The organism is Mesorhizobium sp. IMUNJ 23232 (genome assembly GCF_044326205.1).
Classification (GTDB): domain Bacteria; phylum Pseudomonadota; class Alphaproteobacteria; order Rhizobiales; family Rhizobiaceae; genus Kumtagia.
Genome location: NZ_JBIRCY010000010.1, coordinates 165,780 through 180,675 on the forward strand (window position 1 = coordinate 165,780; position 14,896 = coordinate 180,675).

Genomic DNA, 14,896 nt, shown 5'->3' on the forward strand with positions numbered 1-14,896 from the left:
CGAAGTCCTCGCTTCGGCGATGGGAGTGGGGAGCGACACTTGAACAGCCTGTAGCTATGATTTCGTCACGGGTTGAACCGCGTCCCAACCGATGGCGCTGTGGGCTATCCGAAATGGTGCTGCCTGTGGGCTGGTGCACGGGCCACTACTTGACAACGAACCTAGGGAACTTCGCGAAGGCATCACGCTGCGCCTTCAAGCTCACCCCGCCGTAACTTCCGCCAACACTGGAAGGGGCGTGGCCGCAGATACCATCAAGCACGCTGTCTGCTATCCCGTTCTCTCGGCCAATCGTTTTGAAGAGATGCCGCCAGCCGTGATTCGGTGCTACCGCCGGATCGTCCACAACCTCTCTGGCGAACTCACTGAGGCGGTTCTTAACGCTACGCCAAGCTCCTCTGATTTCGCCAGTCTCGTTTGGTCTGAGGAAGAGATGGCCGTGCTTTGCCGCCTTCACGAAGTCTGGAAAGCCTAAATCCACAAGGTGGCCGTGAAGGACAACCTCCCGCGCCTCCTTGTCCTTCACCGTGCCGGCTTCCGGGGTGATGGTGACAATCCAGCAATCTCCCTCTCGCCTAACGTCCTGCTTCCGAAGCTGCACCATCTCCCCTAGACGGGCACCTGTATAGGCGCATAGCCACGGCACCCAGCGCTTAGCGGCGGCCACATGGGCGCTTTCCTGCCCGCGTTGGTGGTCGCGGCTGTGTCGGAGGATTGCTTGAGCTTCTTGCTCCGTAAATCCCTTCGACCGTATGCGGACCTGCTTGGCCCGTTGCACCTTCACATGGGCGGCGGGATTGGTGACGAGCTTAAGATTGTCGACCGCCCAACCGAACAGCCTGCGAAGCGCCGAAAGATCGCTATCACCAACCGTCTTGCTGCTAATTCCGTTCGCCAGCCTGTGGTCTTTGAAGGCCACAATATCGCTCGGCTTCACGGTTGCCGCGTCGTCATGCTTGAGGAAGTCGGCCAGCCGATGGGCGGCGCTACGGTAGCTTTCATAGGTGCTGATAGACCGACCGGCTGCCTTCGCCTCTTTCCACCAATCCTCCGCCAATCCGATGATGGAAATCTTGGGTACGCTTTGGCTGCGGCGTGAGGAAGCAACAGGACTCTCCCATTGCGGAAACCGTGTGGCCTTGGCATCCGGTGAGTAGTCGCCACTGGCGTTGCGCTGCCGGTTCTCTGCGGCGTCGATAAGCGCCTTGCGGAATGCCTCAAGGATCAGTTGCCGACTCGTGGCGGTGACCTCCGCGATGCCGCGCTGCAAGAGCATCCTGTCGATGATAGACCCGAAGGAGCGTTCAAGCTCAGAAGCCCGTTCGGCTTCCCCCAAGTCTGCCATATGGTCGATCACAGCCTGCCACTCTTCGGGCACGTTGTCCGGCACTTCATCGTCAACATGCCAGCTACCATCCGGCAACTGCTGGACAGAGGTTCGGCGCTCCCCCCGCCCATCGGCCCATGCATGATAGAACTCGCCAGCTAAGGCGGTTGCGTCACGCTGACCTAAGGAGACTGGCCCTTTCGTCCGCATGGCTTCCCAAACACCTTCAACGTAGCCCGCCACCTGAGCCTGTCGGTTTTTCACCTCGGATGGCACTGAGGTGCGCAAAGACAGCCGGATTGCGTCCATCTTGGGGGAGATGGTGATGGGGACAAACTCTTCGCCAACTGGCACCAAGAGCTTCCTACCCACCACAAGGGCTTTGAGGTCAGCCGGGATGCGTTGGACGAACTGCTGCCGGAGCGTACCCTTGCGCTTCATAGGGCGAACCAGTCGAAAGAGCATTGTTGCACACCTTTGTAACACACATTGGCGAGCGCAACAGCTTGAAAGGGCTTAACTAATTGATCCGGCTGGTTGCTCAGATCAAATGGTGCCCAGGGGCGGAATCGAACCACCGACACGCGGATTTTCAGTCCGCTGCTCTACCAACTGAGCTACCTGGGCATCTGTCCCGGGAACCGGATGACATACCGGCCCCGCAGGATCGCCGGGGCGAACCGACGAAAGCGGCTGGGTTATAGCATGGGATTCTTGGCTGTCCAGCACCTGTGATGCCGAGAACCCAACTTAGCCGAATTTCCTGTTTCGCTCAGTGTTCGACCGGCGGATGCGCGGCTGGAGCCGGCGCATGCTGCTGTCTTCGGGTACCGTCAGCCGGCACCTTTTTCGTCATTCGGCCCGCCGTCCTCATCCTCGTCGTCGCGTGCGCGGATGACATAGGCGCCGGTAAGCCAGCGGTTGAGGTCGACGTTCTTGCAGCGTGTCGAGCAGAACGGGTAGGTGTCGCGTACAGACGGCCGGCCGCATTCGGGGCAGGGGCGTTTTGGCCGGAGCGGCGTGATTTTTCCGCCGTCGGTGGTCATGCGCCGCGTCCCGACAGCCAGTTGAAGTGTACGTTGAAACCGTCGGCGGTCAGAAGCCCGACTGTCTCGTAGAGCGGCAGGCCGACGACATTGGTGTAGGAGCCGACCATTTTCACAACGAAGCTTCCCGCCAGGCCCTGCACGGCGTAGGCGCCGGCCTTGCCGCGCCATTCGCCGGAGGCGAGATAGCTCTCCAGGTCCTCGCGCGAAAAACGCTTGAAGCGCACGCGCGTCTCGACCAGGCGCTGGCGGATCTTGCCTCCCGGCGCGATCAGGCAGACGCCGGAATAAACCCTGTGAGCCCGCCCCGACAACAGCTTGAGGCAATTGGACGCCTCCTCGGTGATCTCCGCCTTCGGCAGGATGCGGCGGCCGACGGCCACCACCGTGTCGGCGGCAAGAATAAAGGCGTTCGCCAGTTCGACGTCCTCCTTCAGCGCCTCGAACGCCTTCTCGGCCTTGGCGCGGGACAGGCGTTTGGCCAGCGAGCGCGGATGCTCGGCGCGCTGCGGGGTCTCGTCGACATCGGCGGGGAAGATACGGTCCGGCTCGATGCCGGCCTGCTGCAGCAACTCGATCCTGCGCGGCGAGCCGGATGCGAGCACGAGCTTCTGGAAAGTGCTCATCGCAAAGCGAAGCCGACCGGCAAGGTCACTTGAAACGGTAGGTGATGCGGCCCTTGGTGAGATCGTAGGGCGTCATTTCGACCAGCACCTTGTCGCCGGTCAGCACGCGGATGCGGTTCTTGCGCATGCGGCCCGCCGTATGGGCGATGATCTCGTGTTCGTTTTCGAGTTTCACCCGGAACATGGCGTTGGGGAGCAGTTCTGTGACCATACCCGGAAACTCGAGGACTTCTTCCTTCGGCATTCGCTACCTTTGCTTGGATTGTGCGTCCGGGCGGCTGGCCCGGAGAATTGCGCGGAACCTATATGATTATGCTTGCTTTGTGAACACGCATATTCCGCCGGCAAAGCCGGTTGTTCACACGCCGAATCTGGCCGAAATACGAGTCTTGAGCCGCTCGCGCACGTCGCGGTAGGCGGCCATGATCTGATCGCGAGTTCCCGTCGCGGTTGTCGGGTCGGGTGTCGGCCAGTATTCGACATCCACCGCCAGCGAGCGCGTCAGTTCCAGCGCCGCGTGGTGGGCTTCCGGCGCCAGCGTGATGATCAGGTCGAAATAATCGTCCTCCAGATCGTCCAGTGTCTTCGACCGGTGGCGCTCCGTCGGCAGCCCGTCCTCGGCCAGCACCGCGTCGACGAACGGGTCCGGTTCGCCGCGGCGGATGCCGGCGGAGGCGACATAGACGGTCTTGGGAAGCAGGCGCCTCGCCTCGGCCTCGGCCATGGGCGAGCGCACCGCATTCATGCGGCACATGAACAGGATCGAGCGGGGAAGGGTGCTCAACGCGTCGTCTGGCCCCCTGGGCGGGCCGACCGCGGGACTGTCAGCCCCCAAGTCATGCATTGCTCTCCTCGCTGAAGGCGAAGCCTTCGCCGCGACGCTCGACGCGATGAATGCCGGTGATGTGGCTTCCGGCGATGAGCCAGTTTTCGCCCGCCGCGGATTCCAGCGCATGCCGCCGGCTTCGCATGGCGAGACCGGGGTCCTGATCGTAGTTGAACCCGACCGCCGGATCGGCGAGCTGCAAGGTGTCGAGATGGACGACGTCGCCCCAGACCAGCAAGGTTTCCGGATCGCCACGGATGAGGAAACCGCTATGCCCGGGCGTGTGCCCCGGCAGGTCGATCGCCGAAAGGCCGTACAGGACCGGGCCGGGCTCGAAGGCCTCCACCCGCTCGCCATAGACTTCGCGCAGTTTTGCAACCGTCCTGAAACTTGACCGCTTTTCCGGCGGAGTAGCGTCGAGAATGGCGCGGTCGCCGTAATAGGCAAGATCGCCTTGCGGAACAAGGAGGCGCGCATTGGGATAACGCGCCTTGTCGCCCTCGAAGAGCCCGAGCGCATGGTCGCCGTGGATATGGGTGAGCAGTACGATGGACACCTCGCCGGCGGAAAATCCGGCGTCCCGCAGCGCGGCGGGCGCCTTGCCGTAGGCCGGTCCCCAGGCTGTGCCGGCGCCGGTATCGATCAGCCACAGGCCGTGGGGACCGTCGAGGGCAAAACAGTTCACGTCGACTGCGAACTCCGGCCTGCCCCAGGCGTCGAGCGCGGATCGCCGAGCCTCTTCGCCGCGCGCATGGATGACATCGCCGATCGGCGCGCGGTAGATCCCATCCTTGAGGATATGCACCTCGAAATCGCCGATCGAAAGGCTGGGAGCGTTCATCGGATTCCTCAACCCCGCCAATGCAGCACGCAGATCAGCGTGAAGACGCGGCGCGCCGTGTCGAAGTCGATGTCGACCTTGCCCGCCAGCCGGTCGAGCAGCGTCTGCGAACCGTCATTGTGGAGACCGCGCCGGCCCATGTCGATCGCCTCGATCTGGCTCGGCGTCGACGAGCGGATCGCCTCGTAATAGCTCTCGCAGATCATGTAGTAGTCCCTGACGATCCGCCGGAACGGCGTCAGCGACAGGATGTGGGTGACGACCGGCTCGCCGTTTTCGCGCGCAATGGACAAAGCGAGCCGCGCATCCACCAGCGACAGTTTCAGGCGGTAGGGGCCGTGGCCGTCGTCGTTGACCGGCTGAAAACTGTTCTCCTCGATCAGGTCGAAGATGGCGACGGCGCGTTCGTGCTCGATGTCGGGCGTCGAACGGCCGATCGATTCGTCGAGCTCGACGTCGATCAGCCTGGATGTATGGCGGTCGCGCTTCGGCCCACCCATGATCCGCTCAACCGTTCAGCCGGATCGCCACGGACCGCCCGTGCGCCTCCAGCCCTTCAGCCTTCGCCAAAGCGATAGCGGCGGGGGCGAGCGTACGCAACTGGTCGGGGCCGAGCTTCAGGATCGAGGTGCGCTTGACGAAGTCGAGCACCGAGAGGCCGGATGAGAAGCGCGCCGAACGCGCTGTCGGCAGAACATGGTTGGAGCCGCCGACATAGTCGCCGATGACTTCCGGCGTATGGCGGCCGAGGAACACCGCGCCGGCATTGGTCAGCCTGGCCAAAAATTCCTCCGCGCCGTCGAAGGCGAGCTCGACATGTTCGGCGGCGATACGGTCGGCGAGCGGCAAGGCCTCGTCGAGCGCGTCGACCAGGATGATCGCGCCGAAGTCGCGCCAGCTCGCGGCTGCCGTGTCGGCGCGCGGAAGCAGTTTGAGCTGCCGCTCGACCGCGCTCTCCACCGCCCTGCCGAAAGCGGCGTCGTCGGTGATCAGGATCGACTGCGCCGCCGTGTCGTGCTCGGCCTGCGCCAGAAGGTCGGCGGCGATCCAGTCCGGATCGTTGGCGCCGTCGGCCATCACAAGGACTTCCGAGGGGCCGGCGATCATGTCGATGCCGACCGTGCCGAAGACCTGGCGCTTGGCGGCGGCCACATAGGCATTGCCGGGCCCGACGATTTTCGCGACAGGGCGGATCGTTTCGGTACCGTAGGCGAGTGCTGCCACTGCCTGCGCGCCGCCAACGCGAAAAATCTCGTGGACGCCGGCGAGATCGGCCGCCACCAGCACCAGCGGGTTGATCTGTCCGCCCGGCGCCGGCACGACCATGACCAGCCGCGGCACGCCGGCGACGATCGCCGGCAGGGCGTTCATCAGCACGGAGCTCGGATAGGAGGCGGTGCCGCCCGGCACGTAGAGGCCGACCGCCTCGATCGCCGTCCAGCGCGTACCGAGCACGACGCCGATGGCATCGGTGTAGCGGTCGTTCTTCGGCTTCTGGCGGCTATGGTGCGCAAGAATGCGGTCGCGGGCGAATTTCAGCGCCTCGACCGTCTTCGGATCTGCCTCGGCATAGGCCCGTTCGATATCGCCCTTGCTGACCGCCAGTCCTGATGCGCGAAAATCGGCCCGGTCGAATTTCAGCGTATAATCGAACAGTGCCTCGTCGCCGCGTTCCCGGACATCGGCGATGATCCTGCGCACGGCGTCGTCGACGTCTGGCGAGACTTCGCGTTTGGTGGTCAGGAAACGGGCGAAGCGTTGCTCGAAATCGGCGTCGGAACTGCGAAGCGTGATGGCCAAGGCTGCTCCTCAGATCCTGTGCCGGGGACGCGACGAGGCTTCCCACGCGCCGCCGAGATCGGACAGTTTTGCCTCGATGCATTCGACATCGAGGCGCAGCGTGCCGCCGCCGGAAAACACCAGCTCGACGATGCCAGCCGGCGCTTCGGCCGGAGAAAAGCGCATCGCCAGCAGCGACAGCGTCTCCAACGGCTTGTCGCGGGGCAGGCCCGCGGCTTTCGCGGAGTTCACCCGCTCGAAATGCAGGATGCTGTTGCGGCGCTCCGGTTTTCCGGGAAACAGGCCGGTCTGGGTTTCCCAGGCAAAGCGGTTCATCGGCACGACGAAACGATGCTCGCGCGCCAGGAATTTCAGGTCGCCGATCCGCGTGACGGCGTCCTGTACATGCGCCGAGACGATGTTCAGATCGTCTTCGTCGAGGGCGACTAGTTTTAACTGATCCATGGTCTGTTGGGCGGCTCCGGCAAGGTGTTGCCTAACTATGCGCTCTTGCCGGGGCGCGCAACCGGCGGCGCAGCGACGGCTGTGGTCGTTCCGCGGGAAACGCCCGGGGACAGTTACCTTTTATCCCCTTGCGCCAGTCCGTCTGGCGACGGGTTCTTCCGGGCCTGCATCCAACCTCCATCGTTGCCACGCTGCGGAAATCCGCCCTGGCCATTGTCAAAGAGTGCTCCCTGCCTCGGAGGGAGAAGTTCGGGAAGACGGGCGACCGCAAGCTCGCTCATCTAGTAAGTAATCTGCGACCTTGCGGCCGCCCGTCCGGCACGTTTTCACCATCCCATTCCGCTACGAAGACCACCGCCTTACGGCTTGCACCTGCGATGTAGTTGCGTACTGGCAGACATACTCCAGGTTGTGTATGTGGGAACTCTGGGACAGCACCCGGCCTTCACGGCCACGTTAGCCGCTCTCTCCGGGATGCCGGCTCCTCCCCACAGACCACCGTCATGACCGGCGTTCCCGCAGGAGAAACTGATGGGCATTATGCACCAGGTTTTGGCGGCGGGGATGAGAATCGTATCCGCCGGCATTTTTGGGCGTCAGAGGGAAAAAGCAGGTCGAGCGAAAACAAGGGCTTGGCTGCAGGACGGCCTGTGCCAAAAGAAATATTTTCAGTTTGAGGCGACAATTCCATCCCCGTTTTGGTGCGGAAATTCGGGGCTAAATCCGGGGACAGTTTACGCAATTCCGGTTTCCGGGCTGCCGTGGCGGCAGTGCTCGACGCCGGAATTGCGTAAACTGTCCCCGGATTTACACCTTGCAAAATTCCCGTCGGCCCGCCATTTCCTGCGCGAAAATCCAGCACGGACGGTTCGACATGACGACTGGCACGATCGAGACCAAAAGCTTCGAGGCCGATGTTTCAAAGCTGCTGCACATGATGGTGCATTCGGTTTATTCCGACCGGGACGTCTTTCTGCGCGAATTGATCTCCAATGCCGCGGATGCCTGTGAGAAACTGCGCTACGAGGCGATCACGCGGCCCGAACTGCACGGCGACGATCCGAAGCCGCGCATAAGCATTGTTGCCGATCCGGAGGCGAAGAAGCTTTCGGTCGAGGACAACGGCATCGGCATGAGCCGCGACGAGATGGCCGAGGCGCTGGGCACCATCGCGCGCTCCGGTACGCGCGCCTTCATGGAGCGCATCGAGGCCGCCAAGGACGGCGCGCAGTTTGTCGGCCAGTTCGGCGTCGGCTTCTATTCGGCCTTCATGGTGGCCGACCGCGTCGACGTGATCACCCGCCAAGCCGGCAGCGGCGAAGCATGGCGCTGGTCTTCGGATGGCAAGGGCGAATATGAAATCGGCCCGGCCTCGCTCGATGAAGCGCCGAAGCGCGGCACCCGCGTGGTGCTGCACCTGATGGACGACGCGAAAAACTACACGGAGCGCTACACGCTGGAACGACTGGTCAAATCCCAGTCCGGGCACGTGCCGGTACCGATTTCCATCGTCGAAAAACCCGGTGAGGAAGCGAAGGAGGTCGCCGACGGTAGCGCGCTGTGGACGAAACCGAAGAGCGAGGTGAAGCCCGAGGAATATACCGACTTCTACCGCAGCGTCGCCGGCCAGTATGACGAGCCGGCCGTCACGATCCATTACCGCGCCGAGGGACGGCACGAATACAGCGTGCTGGCCTTCGTGCCGGGCTCGCGGCCGTTCGACCTGTTCGATCAGGACCGCAAGGGGCGGATGAAGCTTTACGTCAAGCGCGTGTTCATCACCGACGACGCCGACCTTTTGCCGCGCTATCTGCGTTTCGTACGCGGCATCGTCGATTCGGCGGACCTGCCGCTTAACGTATCGCGCGAGATGATCCAGGAAAGCCCGCTGCTGGCGGCCATCCGCAAGGGTGTCACCGGCCGCATCCTCGGCGATCTCGCCAAGCTGGCCGACAACGACGCGGATGCCTACGCAAAAATCTGGGAGAATTTCGGCGTCGTCCTCAAGGAAGGCATTTATGAGGATTTCGAGCGCCGCGAGCAGCTTCTGAAGCTGGCGCGCTTCCGCTCGACGGCCTCGATCGACGGCTGGCGCAGCCTTGCCGACTATGTCTCGGCGATGAAGGAGAAGCAGAAGGCGATCTTCTTCATGGCCGGCGACGACCGGGCACGGCTGGAAGCCTCGCCGCAGCTTGAGGGTTTCAAGGCGCGCGGCCTCGAGGTGCTGTTGCTCACCGATCCGGTCGACAGTTTCTGGGTGATGAACGCGCCGGAGTTCGACGGAAAGCCGTTCAAGTCGGTGACGCAGGGCGCAACCGACCTTTCGGACATACCGCTGTCGGACGAGGCGGCGAAGGCCGATCCCGATGCCGCGCCCGAGATCGCGCAGTTCCTGTCCTTCGTGAAGGCGTCGCTCGGCGACGCCGTCTCCGACGTGAAGGCATCCGAGCGGCTGACGGAAAGCGCCGTCTGCCTGGTGGCGCCGGTCAACGGTCCCGACCGGCAGTTCGAAAGGCTGATGAGCGCAGCCGGCCGGCTCGACGCCGCGGCAAAGCCGATCCTCGAAATCAACCCGCGCCACCAGCGCATCGTGGCATTGGCGAAGCTGGGCGAGGGGGAGCAGGCTTTCCGGGAAGACGTGGCGCACCTGCTCTATGACGAGGCGCGCGTGCTGGACGGTGACAAGCCCGCTGACGCCAAGGCGTTTTCGCAGCGGCTGGCGCGGCTGATTGCGCGGGGGCTGCCGGCGGAGTGACCGCCGGCCAACTATCCCTTAAGACGAAAGCCGCTCGATTACCGCGCCGCAGCCTGACAGCTTCTCCTCCAGCCGCTCGAAACCGCGGTCGAGATGGTAGACGCGGTTGACGACGGTCTCGCCCTCGGCGGCGAGGCCGGCAATCACCAGTGAGACCGAGGCGCGCAGGTCGGTCGCCATGACAGGCGCGCCCTTCAGCATGTCGACGCCCTCGACCGTGGCGGTCTGGCCGGACAGCGAGATGTGGGCGCCGAGGCGGGCCAACTCCTGCACGTGCATGAAGCGGTTTTCGAAGATCGTCTCGGTGATGCGCGAGCGGCCTTTTGCCATTGTCATCAGGCCCATGAACTGCGCCTGCAAATCGGTCGGGAAGCCGGGGAAGGGCTCGGTGGTCACGTCGACCGGGTGGATGCCGTGGCCGTTGCGCCTGACACGGATGCCGGAATTGGTCGGCGTGATCTCCGCGCCCGTCTGGGAGATGACGTCGAGCGCGGTCTGCAGCAGGTCCGGCCGCGCGTTCTCCAAGAGCACGTCGCCGCCGGCCATGGCGACGGCCATGGCGTAGGTGCCGGTTTCGATACGGTCCGGAATGACTTTCTGGCGGGCGCCCGACAGCATCTCGACGCCCTGGATGGTGATGGTGCTGGTGCCGGCGCCAACGATATTGGCGCCCATGGCGTTGAGGCAGTCGGCGAGGTTGACGACCTCCGGCTCGCGCGCCGCGTTCTCCAGCACCGTCTCACCGCGCGCCAGGGTGGCCGCCATCATCAGCACGTGGGTGGCGCCGACCGATACTTTCGGGAAGACGAAGCGGTTGCCCTTGAGCCGATTCTTCGCCTTGGCGATAACGTAGCCGTTCTCGACATCGATTTTCGCGCCGAGTGCCGCGAGACCCTCAAGGAAAAGATCGACCGGGCGGGTGCCGATGGCGCAGCCGCCCGGCAGCGACACCTTCGCCTCGCCCATGCGCGCCAGCAGCGGCCCGATGACCCAGAAACTCGCGCGCATCTTGGAGACCAGCTCATAGGGGGCGGTGGTGTCGACGATGTTGCGCGCCGTGAAGCTGATGGTGCGCGAATAGCCTTCCTGCTGCTTCTCGCGCCGGCCGTTGACGGCATAGTCGACGCCATGGTTGCCGAGGATGCGTATGAGTTGTTCCACGTCGGCCAGATGCGGGACGTTTTCCAGCGTCAGCGTGTCGTCTGTGAGCAGCGACGCGATCATCAGCGGCAGGGCCGCGTTCTTGGCGCCGGAGATCGGGATGCGGCCGTTGAGCTTGTTGCCGCCGACCAGTCTGATGCGGTCCATGAAAATCACTTTCCCGGCGAATCACCCGGATTTTGCAGGATTACCCAAGCGGGACGCTGTAGACGATAGCGCCGCGCGGTTCAAGAAATGCCCCGTTCAGCGGGGCGCGATGGCCGCCTCGGCGAGGCGGTCATGCTCATTCGTCGGCTTCCGCCGGAGGCTCCGCGCTCGCACCGCGGTCCGCCGACGCCAAAAATTCGCCCTCAGCCTCTCTCGACCGCGTCTGCTGTTTGCGGCGGACGAGGTTGGCGCGCAGTTCCCGGGCGAGCCTTGCGGCGCGCTCGGCCTTTCCGTGCGCCTTGTCGTGTTTTTCGTCCGCCATGGCCCCGTCCGGCATCGTCACTGCAGCCGCAGGACTATAGGATATCCGGCTCTCGTGATCGACAGTTCATCAAGGCCGGAAAAATGCGGCCCGCTGATGGCGTCGCGCGGGCGGGACAAAGGCATTCACAGATGCCTTGCACTTGCCGGCACCATGTGGCAGAAGGCGCCGCATCCGGATAGCTGCGGTAGCTCAGTGGTAGAGCACTCCCTTGGTAAGGGAGAGGTCGAGAGTTCAATCCTCTCTCGCAGCACCATTCCATCCAGTTGAAATCGTTGAGGCTCTTGCAAGCGAAGGCTTGCAGCTGTCACTGGTGTTGCAAAAACTGCAGCAAAATGAGGTGGGTTAACGGCCGCTAAGATGAGGAATCTTCCCGACCGCGACGGCCGACATTTCGCGCTGCTGGTGATCCCGAAAGCGTTTTGGCCGTTCTTCGACGTAATGCGCCTTGGCCGCGGCTCCCAGCGGCATCGCCAGCAGGTGCATGCAGATGGCCTCTGATCCGGCAGTCTCGGCCGAGATGCCGGCGAAATAGTCGAGGCCCTGCTTGCCGCGAAAAGGCTCGCCGCCGCGTATGAATTTGCAGGCCTTCATTGATTTGTTCTCCATTGCGCACCGACCCCGAGGGGCGCGCGCTTGCTTGAACTGGGAAGTTGACTGATGGATGGAGAGCCGCCCGCCCATAGAGGGCGGGCGGCTCCGTCAGACCGTCGAGCGGCTTACGCCACCGAAAAATCGGCGCTGGTGAGCGCCAGTCCGACGGTCAGCGTGGCGAAGTGGATGCCGGCCAAGCCGCCGAGGCCGTCGGCGTCGTAGAACAGTTTTCCGCTGTCACGCTCGTAGATGATGTGGTCGGAGGCATCCTGCGCCAGGCCGGTATTGTTGACGCGGAAGGCGGCCGCCGACAGAGTGCCGGTGTCGAGCGCGGTGAAGATCGCGTCGGACAGGAGCATACGGTCCGCCGGCACGCTGAAGTCGAGGATCTTGTCGACATTGGCCGCGCCCAGCGTCGAGGCGAACACGAAGGTATCCGCCCCGCTGCCGCCGCGCAGCGTGTCGATGCCGCCCTTGCCCTCGATGCGGTTTGCGCCGGCATTGCCGATGATCTGCTGACCGAACTCGTTGCCGGTGAGATCGATCGTCGTCGTGCCGGTCGAGCCGTTGGTCTGCACGATCTCGATATCGACGCCAGCGCCAAGCTTGTAGTCGACAGCCGCGACAACCTTGTCGGCGTTGCCCTGCGAGGTGCTTTCGACGATGACGTCGCCGGAGTTGAACACACGGTAAGTGTCGTTGCCGCCGAAGCCCCGCATCAGGTCGAATTCGCCGGCGCCGCCGTCATGGAGCGTGTTCGCCCCGGCATTGCCGGCGATCTCCTGCTGGAATGCATTGCCGGTCAGGTCGATCGCCGACGTTCCGGTCGAGCTGTTGGTGAACAGCCGCTCGACCTCGGCGCCGGCTCCGAGCTTGTAGTCTACCGCGGCGAGCACCAGGTCGAAGCCGCTGCCGGCGGTTTCGACAACGATGTCGCCCGAATTGAAGACGCGGTAGATGTCGTTGCCGCCAAAGCCCTTCATCACGTCGGCGGTGCCGCCGCCGGTGTGTAGCACGTTGAAGCCGGCGTTGCCGAGGATCTCCTGCTTCAGCGTGTTGCCGGTCAGGTTGATATCGGAAAATCCCTTTGTTTCGGTCGTCGACAGGATCTCGATATTGTCGCCATTGCCGAGTGTAAAACTCTCCGTCGCCGCAGCGCGATCGGCGGTGCCTTCGCCCGCTGCCTCGATGATGGTGTCGGTACGGGTCACGATGTAGAGATCGTTGCCTTCGCCGCCGAGCAGCGTGTCGCCGCCGGCGCCGCCGTCCAGCGTGTCGCCGCCGCCGCCGCCCCTCAGAACGTCGTCCTGGCCGCCACCGAACAGCCTGTTGGCTGCGTTATCGCCTTCGAGATCGTCGATGAGGGCGCTGCCGACCACCTGCTCGATGCCGGTGAAAGTATCGCCCTGCGCGTCGCCACCGGAGCCGCTGTTGAGGCGAAGCGAAACCGCAACGGCGCCTGACGATGCCGAATAATCGGCGATGTCGATGCCGGTCCCGCCGTCGAGCTTGTCGGCTCCGGCGCCGCCGATCAGCGTGTCGTTGTCGGCATCGCCGTTGAGCGTGTCGTCGCCCAGACCGCCTTCCAGCCTGTCGTCGCCCGAAATGCCGCCGAGTTGATCGGCGCCGTCCAGGCCGCGGATGCGGTTGTCGCCGGTGTCGCCGCCAAGATTGTCGTCGAAGTTCGAACCGTTGAGGTTTTCGACATTGGTGAAGGTGTCGCCCTCGGCGTCGCCGCCCTGGGCTATGGCAAGCAGCATGACGATGTTGACGGCGGCGCCTGAGTCGACATAGGTCGCGGTGTCGATGCCGTCGCCGCCATCGATGTTGTCTCCGGCAAAACCGCCGACGAGGATGTCGTCTCCGGCGTCGCCGTGCAGATTGTCCTGGTCGAGACCGCCGTCGAGGTGGTCGGCCGCTCCGCCGCCGAAGATCGTGTCGATGCCAAGACTGCCGAAGAACTGCTCACCGGCCTCCCCTCCCTGGAACGCGTCGTTGAAGAAGGAACCGATGACCTTTTCGATGGAAGAGAGAAGATCGCCCTGGGCATCACCGCCCGTGCTGAAGCCGCCGGCAAGATTGATGGAGACCGCCGCGTCCGAACCCGTATAGACTGCGGTATCGAAGCCGGCGTCGCCTTTGAGGAAGTCGCCGTCGGCGCCGCCGGTCAAGGTGTCGTCCTGATCGCCGCCAGACAGGTCGTCAAAACCGGCGCCGCCAATGAGCGTATCGTTGCCGCCGAAGCCCAGCAGGATGTCGTCGCCACTGCGGCCATCGATGGTGTTGTTGGAATTGTCGAGGCCCAGCGTGTCTCCAACCGCCGAGCCCCTGAGGTTCTCGATGCCGCTGAGGATGTCGCCGGCCGCGTCACCGCCGCTTACCTTTCCGTTCAGGAGGTCAACGACGACGCCGAAATTGGATCCCTCGTAGTTGGCAAGGTCGATGCCGTCCCCGCCCGAGATCGTATCACCCCCGAGGCCGCCGGCGATCACGTCGTCTCCACCGTTGGCGAGTATGAAGTCGTTGCCGGCCCCGCCGAAGATAGCGTTGCTGCCGTTGTCAGTGAAAAATCCATCGTCAAAGGCGGAGCCGATAAAATTCTCGATCGAGATGAGGGTGTCGCCCTCCGCGTCGCCGCCCTCCGCGGTGAAGTTGATCCGATCGATGAAGACAGCCGCGCCAGAGAAGCTGTAGTCGGCGGTGTCGATACCCACGCTTCCGTCGAGGAAATCGGGGCCGCCGAGGCCGGCCAGCCTGTCGTTGCCGCCGAAGCCGTTGAGGGTGTCGGCGAACGCCGAGCCTACCAGGAAGTTGTCAGTTCCGTCGCCATCTATGATAGCCATGATATTTTTCCTTCCGAAAGTTTGATCTGCCGCAAATGCGGCGGTTGCTGCCGGCGTGCGGCAGGGTTCGCCGGCCGGCATTGCCGGCGGCGGGTGAGTTCCAGTTGGATGGGATTGGCGTCAGGTCGTCTGCGATAAGAGCGGATGACAATCCTGGTCGCGAC

Annotated in this window: 14 protein-coding genes and 2 tRNA genes; 2 read left to right on the plus strand and 14 right to left on the minus strand. The window is 63.7% G+C overall.

The window, feature by feature from the left end:
- Positions 1-145: 145 nt before the first annotated feature.
- From ACH196_RS10185 to ACH196_RS10230, 10 genes are all read right to left on the minus strand, one after another.
- Positions 146-1,768, minus strand: a complete 1,623-nt coding sequence (locus tag ACH196_RS10185; protein WP_396646772.1) for a site-specific integrase — start codon at positions 1,766-1,768, stop codon at positions 146-148.
- 110 nt (positions 1,769-1,878) lie between these two features.
- A tRNA-Phe gene (locus ACH196_RS10190) sits at positions 1,879-1,954 on the minus strand.
- A 206-nt stretch (positions 1,955-2,160) separates the two neighbouring features.
- Positions 2,161-2,373: a DNA gyrase inhibitor YacG gene (gene yacG / locus ACH196_RS10195; protein ID WP_396646773.1), complete on the minus strand. Its 213-nt coding sequence runs from the start codon at positions 2,371-2,373 to the stop codon at positions 2,161-2,163.
- Positions 2,370-2,999 (minus strand): Maf-like protein, encoded by a 630-nt coding sequence (locus ACH196_RS10200; RefSeq protein WP_396646774.1) that lies wholly within the window; start codon positions 2,997-2,999, stop codon positions 2,370-2,372. Before ACH196_RS10200 ends, yacG begins: the two co-directional genes overlap by 4 nt.
- A gap of 25 nt (positions 3,000-3,024) precedes the next feature.
- Entirely contained in the window at positions 3,025-3,243 is a 219-nt protein-coding gene (infA, locus tag ACH196_RS10205; RefSeq protein ID WP_308060069.1) for a translation initiation factor IF-1, read from the minus strand.
- A 114-nt stretch (positions 3,244-3,357) separates the two neighbouring features.
- Entirely contained in the window at positions 3,358-3,753 is a 396-nt protein-coding gene (locus ACH196_RS10210; protein ID WP_396646792.1) for a low molecular weight phosphatase family protein, read from the minus strand.
- Positions 3,754-3,835: 82 nt separating this feature from the next.
- Entirely contained in the window at positions 3,836-4,666 is an 831-nt protein-coding gene (locus tag ACH196_RS10215; protein ID WP_396646775.1) for an MBL fold metallo-hydrolase, read from the minus strand.
- A gap of 8 nt (positions 4,667-4,674) precedes the next feature.
- Positions 4,675-5,166, minus strand: coding sequence for a UPF0262 family protein (locus ACH196_RS10220; protein WP_396646776.1), 492 nt, complete (start codon positions 5,164-5,166; stop codon positions 4,675-4,677).
- Between the two features lie 7 nt (positions 5,167-5,173).
- Positions 5,174-6,466: a histidinol dehydrogenase gene (hisD, locus tag ACH196_RS10225; protein WP_396646777.1), complete on the minus strand. Its 1,293-nt coding sequence runs from the start codon at positions 6,464-6,466 to the stop codon at positions 5,174-5,176.
- A 9-nt stretch (positions 6,467-6,475) separates the two neighbouring features.
- Entirely contained in the window at positions 6,476-6,910 is a 435-nt protein-coding gene (locus ACH196_RS10230) for a DUF2948 family protein (protein ID WP_396646778.1), read from the minus strand.
- Between the two features lie 874 nt (positions 6,911-7,784).
- Here ACH196_RS10230 and htpG point away from each other — a divergent pair.
- Entirely contained in the window at positions 7,785-9,665 is a 1,881-nt protein-coding gene (htpG, locus tag ACH196_RS10235; RefSeq protein WP_396646779.1) for a molecular chaperone HtpG, read from the plus strand.
- Positions 9,666-9,683: 18 nt separating this feature from the next.
- On the opposite strand, the gene murA is transcribed toward htpG, so the two are convergent.
- On the minus strand, positions 9,684-10,973 hold the full coding sequence (gene murA / locus ACH196_RS10240; protein ID WP_396646780.1) for a UDP-N-acetylglucosamine 1-carboxyvinyltransferase: 1,290 nt from the start codon (positions 10,971-10,973) through the stop codon (positions 9,684-9,686).
- Positions 10,974-11,109: 136 nt separating this feature from the next.
- On the minus strand, positions 11,110-11,295 hold the full coding sequence (locus ACH196_RS10245) for a hypothetical protein (RefSeq protein WP_396646781.1): 186 nt from the start codon (positions 11,293-11,295) through the stop codon (positions 11,110-11,112).
- Positions 11,296-11,476: 181 nt separating this feature from the next.
- Here ACH196_RS10245 and ACH196_RS10250 point away from each other — a divergent pair.
- Positions 11,477-11,551: transfer RNA gene (locus tag ACH196_RS10250), tRNA-Thr, on the plus strand.
- A gap of 89 nt (positions 11,552-11,640) precedes the next feature.
- On the opposite strand, the gene ACH196_RS10255 is transcribed toward ACH196_RS10250, so the two are convergent.
- Complete coding sequence (locus ACH196_RS10255) at positions 11,641-11,889, minus strand: hypothetical protein (RefSeq protein WP_396646782.1); 249 nt, start codon at positions 11,887-11,889, stop codon at positions 11,641-11,643.
- A gap of 125 nt (positions 11,890-12,014) precedes the next feature.
- Entirely contained in the window at positions 12,015-14,732 is a 2,718-nt protein-coding gene (locus tag ACH196_RS10260; RefSeq protein ID WP_396646783.1) for a beta strand repeat-containing protein, read from the minus strand.
- Positions 14,733-14,896 lie beyond the last annotated feature (164 nt).